Below are 17,141 nucleotides of genomic sequence, written 5' to 3'. Positions count from 1 at the left end.
ACTATGGAAAATATGGAAAACAATGAAGTAATTCGCGTTGCAATAGCAGACGATCAGGAGCTTGTGCGAGCAGGATTTGCGATGGTAATAAATTCGCAGCAAGATATGCACGTTGTATATCAGGCTTCTAACGGATCACAAATTGTAGAGCTTTCTAAAAGCCAGAATCCAGACATTATTCTTATGGACGTTCGCATGCCTGTAATGGACGGATTGGAAGCAACTCGCAAAATTCTGCAGCAAAAAACTAACGAAAATACTAAAATTATTATTCTAACAACTTTTGATTTAGACGAATATGTTATGGCTGCAATTCATGCTGGTGCTTCCGGGTTCCTTTTGAAAGATACTGAACCTGAAACTTTGCTTAATTCAATACGAACAGTGTATCAAGGAAACGCAATTATTGCTCCGACTGCTACGAAGCGTTTGATTGAAAATATGATTCAGCAAGGCAAAGTAGCAACAAATACTACAGAAAACAGTGCTGCGAATTACACTGCGAATTACACTGCACAAGTAAGTTACGACGTACAAGCAAATCCGGCTGCGCAAGAAACACAAAGTTGCGCGTACACAAATTCAGCTATTACAGAACTTACTGATAGAGAACGCGAAGTTCTTGTTGAAATTGCTCACGGACTTTCAAATCAGGAAATTGCTGACAAACTATTTATTAGTTTGCCAACAGTTAAAACTCATGTTGCGCATATTTTAGGAAAAATCGGTGCTCGAGACCGCGTGCAGGCTGTAGTTTTCGCTTACGAAAATGGCTTAGTTAAGTCGTAAGCATATAAAAATGCGGCTATTTATGCATAGACACAAATAGCCGCAAATTCAGATTATCAACGTACCGAGTAGTTTTTTTAATTTATGCTCTCGGAAGGCGACGGTGACGCATAACAGTAACGCCGGCAGCAGCAGCTCCAGAAATGGTTAGCACACCCAAAACACCCAGCATTATAGTGCTAAGCATATTGCCAGAAGACTTGTTCTCGGCTGTAGCACTAGCTTGAGCTTGTGGCTTATTGCTTTCAACAGGAGTCTTTTCTTCAACTTCCTCAGTTTCACCATTATTATCTTCAGGCTTCTTCGAGTTTTCTTCTGAAACTTGAGATTCAGTTGACTTATCTGCTTGCGAAGTATTGTTCGACGGAGCCACAGCAGCTGAAGTACTAGCAGCAGCTGGAGCATGAGATGCAGCTGCGGAAGAAACACTTTTAACCAATTCAGCAGCTGGAGTTACTGCCTTCTGAGTATTTGCAACAGTAGGATTTTCTGCAGGTGCTACAGGAACTACAGATGCAGAAGGCGTTGCAGGAGCTGAATTATCTTCAACCTGAACTGCTGGCACTACTGGGGTAGCAGGAACAACAGAAGCAGGTGGCATAGCTGGAGCTTTAATAGACGGAGCTGGAATCTTAGATTCAGGCACTGTAGGAACTGGAGCAGTTACTTTCGGAGCAGATGCTTCAGGAGGTACAGGTACTGGAGCAACATGCTCTTTAGATTCAGAATCAGAAGGTACTGGAGCAACAGGATTAGTCTGTTTTTCAGATTCTTTGGCATTATTATTACCATCAGAGCTGCTACCACTTTGCTGATTCTTTTGAACTTTTTCCTGTTCCAATTGAGCTTTGAGGGCAGCAACTTTAACTCTAGCTTCCTCAAGATTCTTTTCTGCGTCCTTTAAAGAATCCTCAGCTTTCTTCTTTAAATCACTTTTCTCAGTTTTCTGCTGAATCTGATTGTTTTTAAATGTTTTAGCGCCTTCAAAGCCATTTCTTAATGATTTAATTTTTTCATCTAGTTTCTTTTTGTCGTCAACTAACTTATAGTTCTCAATAATATTATTAAGAAGCTTTGTTTCAGACTCTGCTTTCTTTACTTCAGAATCTTTACTGTTAGAAGCTTCAAGCTTACTAGCTACATTTTTCTTAGACTCATCAATTTGATCTTTAATCTTTTGAAGTTCTTCATCTGCTTTTTCAAATTCTTGCTTTGCTGTTGTGAAAAGAGTCTCTAATTCGTTCAAAGCTCTTTCTTTATCAGCAACAAGTTTCTTATTTTCTTCAACTTTTTTGCTAAGCGAAACTTGATCATTAGAGACTTTTCTAAACTGGTCCGCTAGAGAATAAATATTACCGGCATCGTTTTGATCAACTTTTTCTAACGCAGTTTCTAATTCACTGATTTTTGTATCATACTCTTTAATTTGAGCAGAATCGCTTGCAATAGATTCCTTAAGATTATCTACTTCTTTGTGAAGATTTGAAATCTGTGATTCATATTGTTTTATGTTAGCTGTAGCTCTTTCTTTTGTTTGACTTTTTTCTTCTTCGTCACTTTGCAAAGCATCAAGAGCTAATTTTGCATTATCATATTGCTCTTTTAAAAGTTCATATGCGGCTTTTAATCCAATAAGTTCGTTATCCTTTTCTTCTTTGGATTTTTCAAATTCTGCAATTTTTACTTTTGCAGCTTCGGAATCCATTTTCAATGCATTTTCAGCTTCTAAAAGTTCCTTTTCCTTATCTTTCTCAACGTTTTCAAATCTTTTTTCAGTTTCAGAGATTTTATTTAAAAGATCGTCAAATTCTGCAACTTTTTTCTTATACTCTTCAATTTGAGCTTCTAATTGCTGAACCTGCTCTTCAGCTTTTTCAATTGCTTCTTCAGTAGATGCTTTTGCAGTCACCTCTGTTTGAGCTTGCGTATTTTGTACAACCTCAGCAGCTTCTTGCGCCCATGCTGGCATTGGACCTTGCAGGAACAAAACAAATCCTGCGATTGCTGCGGCAGATTTTTTCTTGACCGTTACCATATTTGTTACTCCTTGCTCGTAGCGGCCTTCATGTCTAACTTATGTCAGCAGTCATTTTGAGCATAACAAAGAAATAAATACATTTTCAATGCCATTTATTCGGAATATTTCCGATAAAACTTGTCATGATGAATAATAATCGTATTATTTTTGAATATTACTAATAAAAAATGCTCTTTTTTTACATAATATTATGCTAGTCGCATAATTATACGCACGTTTTAATAAAAAAATAATAACAATATTACAAATTTTTTCAGAGTGTCGAAAAAGCCTAAGAAAAAGATAATGCCGATAAGTAAAATTTACATACCGGCACTATCTCTATTTTTTCTGCAACTTAACTTCTACAGACTATCTTTTCACATATGTTCTTACGAAATTTAGTCCTCCGCGAGCGCAACTACTGGCGAAGACTTCACTGCTCTACGAGCTGGAAGCACGCTGGAAAGAAGCGCTGCAAGCAAAGCGATGAGAGCAAGAACCGCGTAAATAGTCCAATCAACTACAAACGGAACTTTGCCAATTGTGCTAAACACCATGTAGGATCCAATCCACCCAAACGCTGTTCCAACAATCAAGCCTGAAACAGTGCTTGTTAAGGAAATCAACGTTGCTTCCAATGCAAGAGACCTTCTAACCTGTCCCCTTGTCATGCCGATTGCGCGCAAAGTTGCAGATTCTTTGGTTCGCTCAATAACAGACAAGCTTAATGTGTTTGCAACACCTATTAAAGCAATCACAACAGCTACTGCTATTAAGCCAACAAGCGCCATCATCATTGCGTCGATAGTACTCTCCCACTTTGCTCGCTCAAACACGCTTCCAGTAGACATAACCTCCGCATAACTAGATGTAACATTTCGAATGTTTTTAGCAATATCTACAAGATTAGCTTTGCTAGAGTCTACCGAAATGAGCAAAATATGCGTTGTAGGCTTAAGGTAGTTATTGAAGTAGGATTTGCTCACAAAAGCAGTATTATTTGAATACACACCAACATTTCGATACGTCTTAAACTGAACTTGCTTTACAGTAATGCTCTTATCGTTATTACTAGAGTCTGTATTCATGCCAGTAAATGGCGTAATATTATCACTGTCTGTTTCACCAGAACTGTACTTTTCTACATAAGCCTGCAGATTAAGACTTCCTTTTTTAAGATCAAAAGGCTCTCCACCTTCATCATTAAACTTAGGCAAAAGCACAGAATCTTTGTTTATATTAACGCCATCAAGGTCAGTGTGCATTACATTTCTAAGTTGATTTACATTATCAACTCCAGCTGCCATAGCGTACTCAGTTTTGCCCTTAGCGTTCTTAAAAGTCATAGGAACTGCAGGAAGCAACTCAGTATGCTTTATTCCACTAATCTTTGAAATATCTGCAGCTAAAGACTCATCAACATTCTTGCCTTGAATAATAATGTCAACACTGTAACGGTCATCAACAACACCTTTAAGAGTTGCTTTACCGCACATTGCGCCAGTTACTACTGTTGAAACAAGCGTTACTCCAATAAGCAAAGCTGTTCCAGTTGCTGCAACTCTTCTAGGGTTTCGTTGCACGTTTGCGTTAGCAACTTTAGAAGCAGGCCCACAAAGTGCCATAACTGCGCCAGTTGCCTTCATAGCAAACGGCATCCAGAATGTTGCTGTAATAATAATTCCAATAAACACAAGCGCGCATCCAAAAACTGCTCCAATCAAAGTCCTCCAAGAGTCAGCACCAGCATTAGGTGACTGCTGAGCAATCATGCTTGCCAAAGAAGTAGAACTTAAAGCCGTAAATAAAATACCTACAACAATAAATAGAACGCCAAAAACAGCGCGAATAATGCTTGCACGCTTATCTTTCATCAAATCCATTGGTCGCAACGCTTCCATAGGCGTTACTTTTGTAGCAGATCGCGCAGCACCCATAGATGCAAGAACTGTTACAATCGCGCCAATTACTATTGGCCACACAATCGCCGGAAGTGAAACAATCAAAGGAATTTTAGATAACGGTCCAGAATTAATATTCACGTTACTAATTGCGCCCATAAATCCGATTGCGCAAAGCACGCCAATAGCCGCAGAAATAACTCCAAGTATTGCAGCTTCAAGCAAAACTGCTGTATAAAGCTGATGCGATTGTGCACCGATTACGCGCAAAAGCGCAAGAGTGCGTCTGCGTTGAGCAACCAAAACTTGGAATGTGTTTGCTATAACAAGCGAAGAAATAAGCAACGCTAGAACACCAAACGATAGCAAGAACATAGTCACAAAATTTGTGCCGTTTGACACACTTCGAACAGCTCTTACACCAACTTCATGCCTAGACATAAGAGAAAATTGCTCTGGAAGCAAAGCGTTAATCTTAGGAGATAAATCGTTTATTTTAGATTCATCAATACTCATGTATACTTTGCTTTGCACAACTTGATTGTCAAAATTTTTAAGATTGTTGAGTTTTGCACAAAAATCATTCGTTATGCCACCAAGATACGTGCCGCGATTTGAAATTGGTATTTGAGAATGTTCTCCATCGTCAACAAGACCAACCACACGAACATCGTATGATTTTTCTTTATTTCCGCCAGCTTCATCTACTTTAACCAAGGTTATAGTATCGCCAATATTTGCATGTATGGATTTAGCAATACTTTTAATAAGCGTAATTTCGCCTATTTTTTGCGGATCTCTACCTTCTGTTGATTTATACACAGGAAGATTTCCATACAAACCACTAGACCAAGCAATACTTGTAACTGATTTATCACCTTTTTCTACTCTTACAAGCGCAGTCGCATCGTCACTACGAATACCGTTGACACCAGGCATCTTCGATATTTCGTCTAAATGAAGGTCTTTATAATGAATTCCACTATTCGGAGAACTGTTAGAGCTTTTAGCTGAGATTGCATAATTTGCGCTATGGAATTCTTCCGTTGCATTGCGAACCATCAAGTCGTCAACACTGTTTACAAAAAGCAAAGTAGCGCTCATAAACATGCTGCCTATAAGAATTGCAATTCCAGAGGCGATTAGCATGCGCACGCTTTTACGCATAAGTTTTAGCGCGATTTTCCACATTCTAACTTCACCACCTTTTATTGCAATTGAGCAGACTGATTACTAATACCAGCCTCGCTGCGTTCCATAAGCATCTTGCTCATACCTTCCGCAGTAGGATTTTGCACATCTTCAACGATTTGGCCATCTGCAAACACGATTGCTCGATCCGCGTAAGAGGCTGCAACAGCGTCGTGAGTAACCATAATCACAGTTTGACCAAGCTCAGTTACGGACTTCTTCAAGAAATGCAAAACTTCTGAGCTGGAAGCAGAGTCAAGATTTCCGGTAGGCTCGTCTGCAAAAACTACGGAAGGCTTAGAGATTAAAGCTCGAGCAATCGCAACGCGTTGGCGCTGACCTCCAGAAAGCTCAGCAGGCCTATGCTTTAAGCGATTTTGCAAGCCAAGAGTATTAACCAAAGTATTAAACCATTGCTTATCTGGCTTTTTGCCTGCCAAAGTAAGAGGCATAAGAATATTTTGCTCAGCACTAAACATTGGAAGAAGATTAAAACTTTGGAAAATAAATCCAACCATTTCGCGTCGCATAAGCGTAAGCTGCTTATCGCTCATGCCTGTAATATCTAGGCCATCTACCAAAACTTTTCCAGAATTAACGCTGTCAAGACCAGCCAAAGAGTGCATTAAAGTTGACTTTCCGGAACCAGAAGGACCCATAATCGCCGTAAACTTGCCGCGTTCAAAACTTACGCTTACATCTCGCAAAGCGTGAACAATGCCTGCACCCTTGCCAAAATCTTTAACAACATGCAAAGCTGCAACCGCAGTCTCACCAATCAAATTTTGATTAAAATCTGCTCTAAAATCTAAAGCATTTTCTTGCTCATATGAGCTTGTTTCGTACGGACTGTTCATAACTGCTCCTTTTCTTAAAAAGTAGTAATCGCATAGTTATCTATTGCTAATACTTAAATTTACGGAAAAATACAGCTGATTACCATCGTACGTAAGGCGGAAATTATTGAGAAAAAATCAGCATCTCATCCTAAAGTATGATGCACAAATTTACAAAATGTATAAAAATCGGAGCACATACAAATACAATATGCGCTCCGAATAAAACGATAATGGATCTTCAGGAATATTTTTAATTAATAATTTTTGCTTTGCTTTCTCTTTTCTATTTAAGCAAGTCCTGCTTTACGAACTGCATCAAACCCGCGCTGTAAATCAGCAAGAATATCGTCAATATGTTCAGTTCCAATAGACAAACGAATAGTGCCTTCATGAATGCCTTGATCTTCCAATTCTTCAGGAGTTTCCTGAGAGTGCGTAGTAGATGCAGGATGAATAACCAATGACTTCACGTCAGCAACATTTGCAAGCAATGAGAAAAGCTGTAAATTGTCAATAAATACGCGAGCTGCATCCCTTCCACCTTTAATATCAAACGTAAAAATAGAGCCTCCACCATTCGGGAAGTAACGCTTATAAAGCTCGTGATCAGAACGACCTTCAATAGAAGGATGACTTACAGATTCAACCTCTGGCACAGTTTGCAAATATTGAACAACCTTCAACGCATTATCAACGTGACGCTCAACACGCAAGCTCAAGGTTTCCGTGCCTTGCAAAAGCAAGAATGCTGCAAATGGGCTAATGCAAGCACCAGTATCGCGCAAAATAATCGCACGAATACGCGTCACAAAAGCCACAGGTCCTAAAGCTTCATAGAAGTTCAAACCGTGGTAACTTGGGTCAGCTTCTGTAAGAGTTGGGAATTTTCCAGGGACTTTAGCCCAATCAAAATTGCCGCCTTCAACAATAATGCCACCAAGAGTTGTACCATGACCACCAATAAATTTCGTAGCAGACTCAACTACAATATCTGCACCATGCTCAAGCGGACGGAAAAGATATGGAGTTGCAAAAGTGTTGTCAACAAAAACAGGAATGTTGTGTCGATGCGCAATCTCTGAAATAGCCTCAAAATCAGGCAAATCAGCATTAGGATTACCAAAAGTTTCAAAGTACACAAGCTTTGTATTTGGTTGAATAGCATCCTCGAAGTTTTGAGGATTCTTAGGATCAACAAAAGTGGTTGTTACACCATCTCTAGGAAGAGTGTGACGAAGCAGGTTATAAGTGCCGCCATACACATTCTTTGAAGACACGATATGATCGCCCTGCTGCGTAATGTTACGAATAGCATAGTCTACAGCGGCCGCGCCAGAAGCAACAGCCAAAGCAGCAGTTCCACCTTCGAGAGCAGCAATTCTGCGCTCAAAAACATCTTGAGTAGAATTCGTTAAACGACCATAAATGTTCCCAGCGTCACGCAAATCAAAACGAGCTGCAGCATGATCAAAATCATGGAACACGTAGCTTGTTGTTTGATAAATAGGAACTGCACGAGAATCAGTTGCCGGATCCGCCTGCTCTTGGCCAACATGCAATTGCAAGGTTTCAAAATGATACTTTCCTTGCGTTTCTTCAATATCGCTCATAATACCCCTCCAGTTTTGCGACTTTTTAAACAGTAGATTAGTTTGCTTCAGCTTACTTTGCGCATCCACTTACTTTTCCGTTTTCTGTTTACATATTTATTTAAGTGATAACGACAATATGCCACTATGGTTCATTCGTACATACCTGCGGTTATCAAAATTAGCTATAACGAATTAACAGTTTGCAAAAAATAGCGAAATCTGTTTTAGAAAAATACAGAAAATATACTGAATTTCTAATACAACACGCCGTATGCAGCTTTTATCCACAATGCTTAAAAAATCTGGATTACTGCTCAATAAGCACAGAAAATAGCAGCATGATTACACAAAAACACATTATTGACGATGAAATTATCTCGCTTGACGAGATTGACGACGCTGAAACTGCTCAAGTATTTTTGCAAGAAAAACTTGAACAAGTGTCCAACGAGCTTCAAGATGATTCTCTTGAAAGTAAAGAGTTGGGAAAACTGGGAGAAACATACGCCGCTTTGCGACTCATACAAAAAGGGTGGCACGTTATTGACCAAAACTGGCATTGCCGTAATGGAGAGCTAGATTTGGTGATGATTACTCCAGAACAAAAATTGGTATTCGTGGAAGTAAAAACTCGAAGAAGCGTACGTTGTGGCACTCCACTTGAAGCAATTACTCAAGAAAAACGTAGCAAATTACGTACAACTGGTATGAAATGGCTGGAAGAATTCGGAAGCGACATACCTCATTACCGTATTCGATTTGACGCTGTATCAATTCTTATTATTAACAAATACACTTATCCAGATTCTGCATATGAATTGCAATCTTTGGAAGAAATTGAAGATAATTCATCAATCCAATTCAAGCATGTTCAAGGAGCATTCTAATGCATATTGGAAACGCAACGTCAATAGGGCTTATTGGTCTTAAAGCTTTTACTATTCAGCTGCAAGCTTTTATATCTGGAAATATGCCAAACTTTTCTATTATCGGCTTACCTGACACTTCATTAAGCGAAGCAAGAGAGCGCGTTAAATCAGCTCATTTTGCGTTGCATTGCAAATGGCCTGAAGGAAGGGTAACAGTAAACTTATCACCTGCTTCAATGCCAAAAAGCGGAGCATCATACGATTTAGCTATCGCAGCAAGCATACTAAGCGCAGAAAAGTATATTCCACTTACAGAATTAGAAAATACAATTATTTTAGGAGAACTAAATCTTGACGGGACAGTATTACCTATTCAAGGCATTCTTCCTATTGCACTTTACGCAAAAAAGATGCATTTTAAACGAATGATTATTCCACAAGAAAATCTTGCCGAAGCACAACTTGTAGATGGAATTGAATCTATTGGAATACACCATATTTTAGATTTAGTGACGCAATTGCATGGCAGTTTGAGCGAGGAATCATTAAAGCTTATTGAAGAAGACCCTGCGTATAAACATATGCAAGTTCTTGAACGAAATGGAAATTATAACAATGGAGAAGAAGATTATAATCCGTCAATTCACGAAGAAAGCACTTCCCCACTACAAATTGAACCAAAACATGAAATTGGAGATATGTCTGAAGTAATAGGGCAAGAACATACAAAATGGGCTCTACAAGTTGCTGCAGCTGGAGGACATCACGTGATGATGATTGGACCTCCAGGATCTGGAAAAACCATGCTAGCTTCACGAATACCAAGCATTATGTGTCCACTTAACGAACAAGAACAGCTTGAGGTTGCTTCAATTCGTTCACTTTGTGGCACACTTCCCTACTACGGAATTAGCAATATTCCACCATTTGAAGCACCTCACCATACTGCTTCAGCAGCTTCTCTTATTGGAGGAGGAACAGGAGTTGCAAAACCTGGGATTATTACTAGAGCACATTGCGGAGTGCTGTTTATGGATGAGGCTCCAGAGTTTTCTCCTAGAGTATTGCAAACCCTAAGAGAACCATTGGAATCAGGGCATATTGCTATTTCTCGTTCAAAAGGGACAACTCTTTATCCAGCTAAATTCCAGCTTGTTGTTGCTGCAAATCCTTGTCCTTGCGGATACGCATACGGAAATGGAGAACGATGCACTTGCAAAGAGCGCGAAAGAGCACGATATTTTTCACGCCTTTCAGGTCCAATTCTTGACCGTATCGATATTCAAATGGATGTGCCTCCAGTAGAACGAATTATTATTTCAAACCATCATCACGACAATGCACAAAACTCAGTTAAAAACACGTATCTGAATAGCAAAACAATGCGAGATAACGTAATAGAAGCTCGTAAAATTGCTCGCGACCGTTTTATAAAACAAGGCTGGGATTGCAACGCACAAGCATCTGGAACATGGCTTAGAAAATACACTTCACAGCAAGCTGTAGGACTTATCAACCGTGCATTAGAAAAGCATCAACTGAGTTTGCGCGGAGCAGATAGAGCATTGCGACTCGCGTGGACGCTTGCTGATCTTTCTGGACACACTTCACCAGACATGACAGACATTGCACAAGCTATCAGTTTAAGGACACGAATATGAATACTAAGAGCATAAACAACACGGATAACACTAAAGAAACCATTAGTACATCTAGCGATTTTTCTTCACCAGACGAAGAAACAATATCTCGTGCAATACTTACATTCTGCCTTGAAGGAGCGGATGCAATTATGTACACACTACTATTGGGATCTAAAAGCGCTAAAGAAATTGTTTCTCTATTAAAAACAATTGTGAAAAATTATACGAAACAACAATCAGCATGCTCAGCTCAACAAATGCAACTTCCAATTATTAGTGAAGTAGCAGATCAAGAAAACGATGCCAATTCTAAAACTTTTACCTCAAGAAAACGTAACAAAAATCAAGAATTAGTATCTACAATGTTAAGTTTCATAAAAAAACATAAAGAGCTTGCTCTCTTAGAAAATTATTTCAAGAAGGGCTTAACAGCGTGGGGTTATCACAACAATAATGCGCCTAAATCTTTAGAAGTGCTACACAATTCTATTTCAACATGGTGCGTTCGATTATTGCATTTGCCAACATGGAATAGTGAATCACTATGTCAATGGTTCACTTGTGGCGGAAAGCAATGGATTATTGCACCACACAGCAAATATTGGCCGAAACAATTACAAGATTTGGCTTTTCAGAGTCATTTCTCACCACCTTTATGCTTGTGGGGCGTAGGGAATCCACAAACATTAACACAATGTCATAATCCACTTGCTATTGTTGGTTCACGCTCTTGCACAGACTACGGAAGAGAACTCGCATATCAATTTGCTTATGATTGCGCTTCGAAAGGTCATACTGTTATTTCTGGTGGAGCGTACGGAATTGATGCAGCAGCACATTGGGGCGCATTAGATGCACAAGATATAGATGAAAATAAGCCTACAGGAAAAACCATTGCTGTATTTGCAGGAGGATTAAATCATATGGGCCCCAGATGCAATTATCAGCTTTTTGAACAAATTATTGCAAAAGGCGGAGTGTGTATTAGCGAACTATGCCCAGATACAACACCAGTAGGCCACAGATTTTTATTGCGAAATAGAATTATTGCAGCTCTAGCATCAAAAATTATAGTTGCTCAAGCAAGATTACAATCCGGAGCGCTAAATACTGCAACATGGGCAACGGATTTAAATCGCGAACTATACGCTATACCAGGAGATATCAATCAGCCTAATAATGCGGGATGCAACAAGCTAATACACGATTCACAAGCTATAATATTGTGTTCAACTCAAGATATAGATATTCTGTTTCCTCAATCTCATCACTACTTTGCTTATTCTCAACCTAAACCAGAAAAATTAAGTATAGACTATAAAAATTATGACAATACACAAAAACTAATTATCGACGCAATTACAACGTGCAAACGCAAACACGAACTTGCAAATGTTGACAGAATATACGAAATAATAAAAACTTCTTACAAAGAAAAACAATTAGATTACATACCATCTATTGCTGAAATTTCTGGAAAAATTGCATTGCTAGAATTGGAAGGAATTATTGTACAAAATAAAGAAAATTTAACATTATCACAGCAAAAAGTAGCGTAAAATAACGCGCTCAATACAAGATATGTGAGAAAATAAAAGTATGCAATCAAGCGAATACTACGATGTTATTATTGTTGGCGCTGGAGCTGCAGGATTATCTGCAGCACTAGGATTAATTAAATCCGAAGAATACGCATGCATGAAAAAAGAAGGAAAAACACCATCAATTTTAGTGATTTCTAAAGTGCCAGCATTGCGTTCACACACGGGTTCTGCTGAAGGAGGTATAGCAGCAAGCCTTGGGAATGTAGAGCACGACAAATGGCAATGGCATTATTATGACACAGTTCATGGCGGAGATTGGCTAAGCGATCAAGATGCAGCAAAGCTACTTGCAAAAGAAGCACCAAAAACAGTTATTCAGCTTGAACATGATGGCGTAGCATTTTCTCGAACACAAAATGGATATATTAACCAACGCCGTTTTGGTGGACATACTGCTGATTTTGGAAAGAATCCAATTGAACGTGCAGCTTTTGCTGCAGATCGTATTGGTCACCAAATTTTACATAGCTTATGGCAACAATGTGTTTCCGAGAATATTGTATTTGCTGAAGATTGTTACGTAACAGATGTTGCTATAAACGATCAAACTATGAGCGTTGAAGGAATTGTTGCATTTGATTTATCTGCAGGAGACTTGCGAGCAATAAAGTCTAGATTCCTACTTTTAGCTACAGGCGGATCGGGAAGATTATTTGCAACAACATCTAATTCGTGGGATTTAACAGGCGATGGCATGGCTTTAGCTTTAAAAGCAGGATTACAACTTGAAGACTGCGAGTTCATTCAATTCCACCCTACTGGACTAGCTCATACTGGTATTCTGCTTTCAGAAGCAGCAAGAGCTGAAGGCGGCGTGCTTAGGAACTCAAATGGCGAAGCTTTTATGAAAAAATACGATGAAGCACATGCAGATTTAGCTCCAAGAGATGTTGTTTCTCGTGCAATTGCCCAAGAAATTCGCGAAGGCAGAGGTGTAAACGATTCAACAACTACGCAACAAAGCAATTCACATAACGATTGCGTTTGGCTAGATATGACACATATCAGCCGAGAAAATATGTTAGAATACTTGCCACAAGTCACAGAAACTATTGAAAAATATGCTCATCTTGACCCAACTTGCGATTTAGTCCCAATTCGTCCTACAGCTCACTACACAATGGGCGGAATACCGATAACTTTGGATGGAAAAGTATATAGATGGCAAAATAACAACCAAACTATTGTTTATGGTTTATACGCTGCCGGAGAATGCTCATGCGTAGGAGTGCACGGAGCTAATCGATTAGGAGGAAACTCCTTGCTTGACGCATGCCTTTTTGGAAATCGCGCGGGAGCAACAATAGCAAAAGAATTGAAAAACTTAAACAAGGATGACGAAACTAACAGTAACAAAACCAACGAAACCAACGAAACCAATAAAACTTTCTCAAATAATACTGCACTACAAGTCTTATATAAACAAAGAAATAATGAACTTAATCAGCTTATGGAAACAAGTGCGAAGCAAGCTACAGATTTTACAAACAACAGCTATAACGACGAGTCTTCACAAATAGAAGAAGATAATCCTTATAAATTATTTGCAGATTTAGGAAAAATCATGGAAAACGCTGTTGCAATATCATGTGACGAACAATCAATTAAAAAAGCACTCAATGACATACAAGAATTTATAGATCCTAAAATTCAATCATTACACATCCATAGCAATAATTTAGTTTTTAACCAAGAAATTACTGCAATATGGGAAATAAAGAACATGTCACTACTTGCAAAAGCAGCATTGCAATCTTCACTTGCTAGACATGAATCTAGAGGTGCTTTCTTTAGAAGAGACTATCCAAAACATGATATTTCTTCATTGCCACAACACTCGTTCATTGACTTTGATGGAAACTTGGCAAAAAAGTCAGTGAATATTATTGATTTTAAACAAGATAGTAAAGGAGATTTTTATACTGAAAATAGCATAATTTAAAACTATTATTACTATTTTCATATATAAATATTTTGAAAATTCGTAATTTTTTCAACACGCCGAAGCGAAGAAGAAAAAAAGATGTTATAGTCTTATCTGTTGTCTAAAACACCTGTCCGGGTGGCGGAATGGTAGACGCGCTAGCTTGAGGTGCTAGTGCCTATTTGTTACAGGCGTGCGGGTTCAACTCCCGCTCCGGACACGAAAAAACCTTGCTGGAAAACCAGCAAGGTTTTATTGTTTTTTAACACAAAAATGGGCTAGCTAAGACATTCTTAGTTAGCCCTAAAGTTTAATTAAGCAGCATTTGAATGCAGGTGGAAACGAATCTCACCAGAATTTGGCGCATAAACAGATGCACCAAAAGCAATAATCGTACCAAACTTATCTTTTACAGTAGAATAAGCTGTAATTGCAGGAGTTCCAACTTCAAGGTTAAGTACTGCTGCAAGCCTGTCACATAGATTTTCTATATGCACAGACACTTCATTTTCTACAAGTTGAACAGCGTACGCTTTAAGCAAAAAATCAGATAACGACTCATCTGAAAAATCATGCGTCAAAATTTTAGGAAAACGAGAAGCAGGCAAATAGAGCACACTATAACGCGATAAAACATCGTCAACATAACGCAAGCGTTTCAAACATATCAATTCATCTACTGGATCAAGGCCTAAACGAGCAGCAGCATCTTCATCATGAATAACATCGTTTTCAATAACTTTTATTCTAATTTTTGCATCATTAGAATAAGTCTGCTCGTAAAATCCTTGCGCACGATCAGAAATTACTTCTTGACTATAACTAGGAATAATTGAAGAAGCTCGAAATGTTCCTCTACCCTGCTCACGAACAAGTAATCCTTCAGTAATAAGGTTATCGACTGCATGCCTCAAAGTAATACGGCTCACATTGTATTGTTTGCACAATTCAATTTCAGGAGGTAATTGTTCGTTCGCTTCCATAGAATCAATGCGAGCGCGTAGATTATCTCGCACAGCAATGTATTTAGGCACACCTTCGACCATTATCACTCTCCCCTAGCTAAACGCTAATATGAAAAAGCCGTTGATACTAGTTTGTGTAAAACACAGCATAGTAACAACGGCTCATGCAAAACTAATAACTCTGTTATCCTACCAGTCATACAATAAAATGTACAAATAAATAAGAAAATGAGTAAAAAAATTTTTAATTTTTATATGTATATACAATTATTTAATTGTATTTTTATTTTCTTTACTTATTTTATTTCTTCAACCTTTTCAAAATTATTAGAATCGCGTTTATTCATCAATATCGAAACAGAATAGAACAATATTAGTGCAATAAGTATTACAGAAATTAAAACAGTACGACCACCGACAATATTTGCGTGACCAAGTATTACACCAAATACACCATAATCCGCATCAGAATATGTAGAATTTGCGCTTCCCAAATCGCCAAGCACTGGCAAAAGGAACAACGGAAGGAAAGTAATAAAAAGACCATTAATAAATGATGCAGTCAAGCAACCACGTATTCCACCTTGACCATTACCGAATACTCCTGCAGCACCACCAGCCATGAAATGCGCAACAATTCCAGGAATAATAATTGTCGTTCCCAAAATCGCCATAAGCGTCATTCCAAGCAAACCGCCAAAGAAACTAGCTAAGAAACCAATAAGAACAGCATTAGGAGCAAAGCCAAAAGTCATTGGTGCATCTAAAGCAGGACGCGCATTTTTAACAAGCTTTTCCGATATTCCCTTAAAAGCTGGAACAATTTCGTCAAGAACAATCTGCACGCCTGCAAGAATAATATAAACACCTGCAGCAAAAGTTGCAGCCTTCAACATAACGAAAACAATGAAGTTTTGACCATTAGATAAATGTGTTTCGACATACGAAGATCCAGCAAAAAGTGCCACTACTATATAAATAACAGCCATAGAAAGCGTGATAAGAACTGTTGTATCACGCAAGAATCCCAATGCTGCTGGGAATTTAATATCCTCAGTTGACTTAGAAGGACGCTTTTTTGAAGCAGTAAGCTTTGCAATTAACGCACCTAAAGCAACACCAGTACCAGCAGGATGTCCTAAAGCAACATCATCTTTGCCTGAAGCTTTCTTCATAAACGGCTGCACCAGTGCTGGAGAAATTGTCGTAAACAATCCTTGAGCAATTGAACCCCATAAAAGAACTTCCCACATGCTAAATCCTGCAACATTAAATATAACTGCAAGCATACTTGCCATATAGAAAGCTACGTGACCCGTTAAATAGATAAATTTAAAACGAGAAGTAATAGAAAGAATAATATTAACAATCATTCCAAAGAAGAAAATAAGCGCAGATTCAGAGCCATACTTCAATAAAACAGTTCCAATAATTGCTTCATTATTCGGCACTACGCCTTGCACATGAAATGCGTATTGAAACATTTTGCCAAAGGGGTTCAACGCTTCAGTAATAACTCCAGAACCAGCTGCTAAAACAAGAAAACCAACAAGAGTACGGATTGATCCTTGCAAAATATCCGAGAATTTCTTTCTTTGCACTGCAAGCCCAATAAAAGAAATAAGCGCAACTATAACAGATGGCTGTCTGAAAATATCGAGCAGTACTGACAGAATTCCGTCCACGTAACTCTCCTTACCATATTAATCGATATAGTTTGAGCGGCTTACGCAATTATTGGCGGCAAAAATATCTTACAAACTTCGCAAACGATACCGTAGGCGAAACTATTCGAAATACACGA

General features: G+C 38.6%; 11 protein-coding genes and 1 tRNA gene. 6 read left to right on the top strand and 6 right to left on the bottom strand.

Annotation, left to right across the window (positions count from 1 at the left end):
• The first annotated feature begins 3 nt into the window (after positions 1 to 3).
• A complete protein-coding gene (locus K9E37_RS06375) occupies positions 4 to 789 on the top strand; it encodes a response regulator (RefSeq protein WP_248893283.1) in 786 nt (261 codons plus the stop codon).
• Positions 790 to 871: 82 nt separating this feature from the next.
• Here the strand turns inward: K9E37_RS06375 and K9E37_RS06370 are convergent, their stop codons facing one another.
• The 4 genes from K9E37_RS06370 to K9E37_RS06355 all read right to left on the bottom strand — a co-directional run bounded on the left by K9E37_RS06370 (position 872) and on the right by K9E37_RS06355 (position 8,350).
• Positions 872 to 2,824 carry a chromosome partitioning protein ParA gene (locus K9E37_RS06370; RefSeq protein ID WP_102703035.1) on the bottom strand — a complete coding sequence of 651 codons (1,953 nt, stop codon included), beginning with the start codon at positions 2,822 to 2,824 and terminating at the stop codon, positions 872 to 874.
• A gap of 383 nt (positions 2,825 to 3,207) precedes the next feature.
• The gene (locus K9E37_RS06365; protein ID WP_248893280.1) at positions 3,208 to 5,901 is read right to left on the bottom strand and encodes an ABC transporter permease; all 2,694 of its coding nucleotides are present in this window, start codon (positions 5,899 to 5,901) and stop codon (positions 3,208 to 3,210) included.
• A gap of 17 nt (positions 5,902 to 5,918) precedes the next feature.
• The gene (locus K9E37_RS06360; protein WP_082915503.1) at positions 5,919 to 6,758 is read right to left on the bottom strand and encodes an ABC transporter ATP-binding protein; all 840 of its coding nucleotides are present in this window, start codon (positions 6,756 to 6,758) and stop codon (positions 5,919 to 5,921) included.
• A gap of 269 nt (positions 6,759 to 7,027) precedes the next feature.
• Complete coding sequence (locus K9E37_RS06355; RefSeq protein ID WP_102703033.1) at positions 7,028 to 8,350, bottom strand: O-acetylhomoserine aminocarboxypropyltransferase/cysteine synthase family protein; 1,323 nt, start codon at positions 8,348 to 8,350, stop codon at positions 7,028 to 7,030.
• A gap of 320 nt (positions 8,351 to 8,670) precedes the next feature.
• On the opposite strand from K9E37_RS06355, the gene K9E37_RS06350 reads away from it, so the two are divergent.
• From K9E37_RS06350 to K9E37_RS06330, 5 genes are all read left to right on the top strand, one after another.
• Complete coding sequence (locus K9E37_RS06350; RefSeq protein WP_116994797.1) at positions 8,671 to 9,219, top strand: YraN family protein; 549 nt, start codon at positions 8,671 to 8,673, stop codon at positions 9,217 to 9,219.
• A complete protein-coding gene (locus K9E37_RS06345) occupies positions 9,219 to 10,862 on the top strand; it encodes a YifB family Mg chelatase-like AAA ATPase (protein WP_004111366.1) in 1,644 nt (547 codons plus the stop codon). Before K9E37_RS06350 ends, K9E37_RS06345 begins: the two co-directional genes overlap by 1 nt.
• Positions 10,859 to 12,403 carry a DNA-processing protein DprA gene (gene dprA / locus K9E37_RS06340; RefSeq protein WP_004111365.1) on the top strand — a complete coding sequence of 515 codons (1,545 nt, stop codon included), beginning with the start codon at positions 10,859 to 10,861 and terminating at the stop codon, positions 12,401 to 12,403. Before K9E37_RS06345 ends, dprA begins: the two co-directional genes overlap by 4 nt.
• A 40-nt stretch (positions 12,404 to 12,443) precedes the next feature.
• Complete coding sequence (locus K9E37_RS06335) at positions 12,444 to 14,390, top strand: FAD-binding protein (RefSeq protein WP_116440597.1); 1,947 nt, start codon at positions 12,444 to 12,446, stop codon at positions 14,388 to 14,390.
• A gap of 114 nt (positions 14,391 to 14,504) precedes the next feature.
• Positions 14,505 to 14,592 (top strand) — tRNA-Leu (locus K9E37_RS06330).
• A 94-nt stretch (positions 14,593 to 14,686) separates the two neighbouring features.
• Here the strand turns inward: K9E37_RS06330 and K9E37_RS06325 are convergent.
• Together K9E37_RS06325 and K9E37_RS06320 are read right to left on the bottom strand one after the other, a co-directional pair.
• Complete coding sequence (locus K9E37_RS06325; RefSeq protein ID WP_012914074.1) at positions 14,687 to 15,418, bottom strand: GntR family transcriptional regulator; 732 nt, start codon at positions 15,416 to 15,418, stop codon at positions 14,687 to 14,689.
• Between the two features lie 215 nt (positions 15,419 to 15,633).
• A complete protein-coding gene (locus tag K9E37_RS06320; protein WP_116440596.1) occupies positions 15,634 to 17,022 on the bottom strand; it encodes a PTS ascorbate transporter subunit IIC in 1,389 nt (462 codons plus the stop codon).
• Positions 17,023 to 17,141: the final 119 nt, after the last annotated feature.

The organism is Gardnerella swidsinskii (assembly GCF_023277705.1).
GTDB classification, from domain to species: domain Bacteria; phylum Actinomycetota; class Actinomycetes; order Actinomycetales; family Bifidobacteriaceae; genus Bifidobacterium; species Bifidobacterium swidsinskii.
Note: the sequence above shows the minus strand (reverse complement) of the source record. Positions and strands in the feature narration are given on the sequence as shown.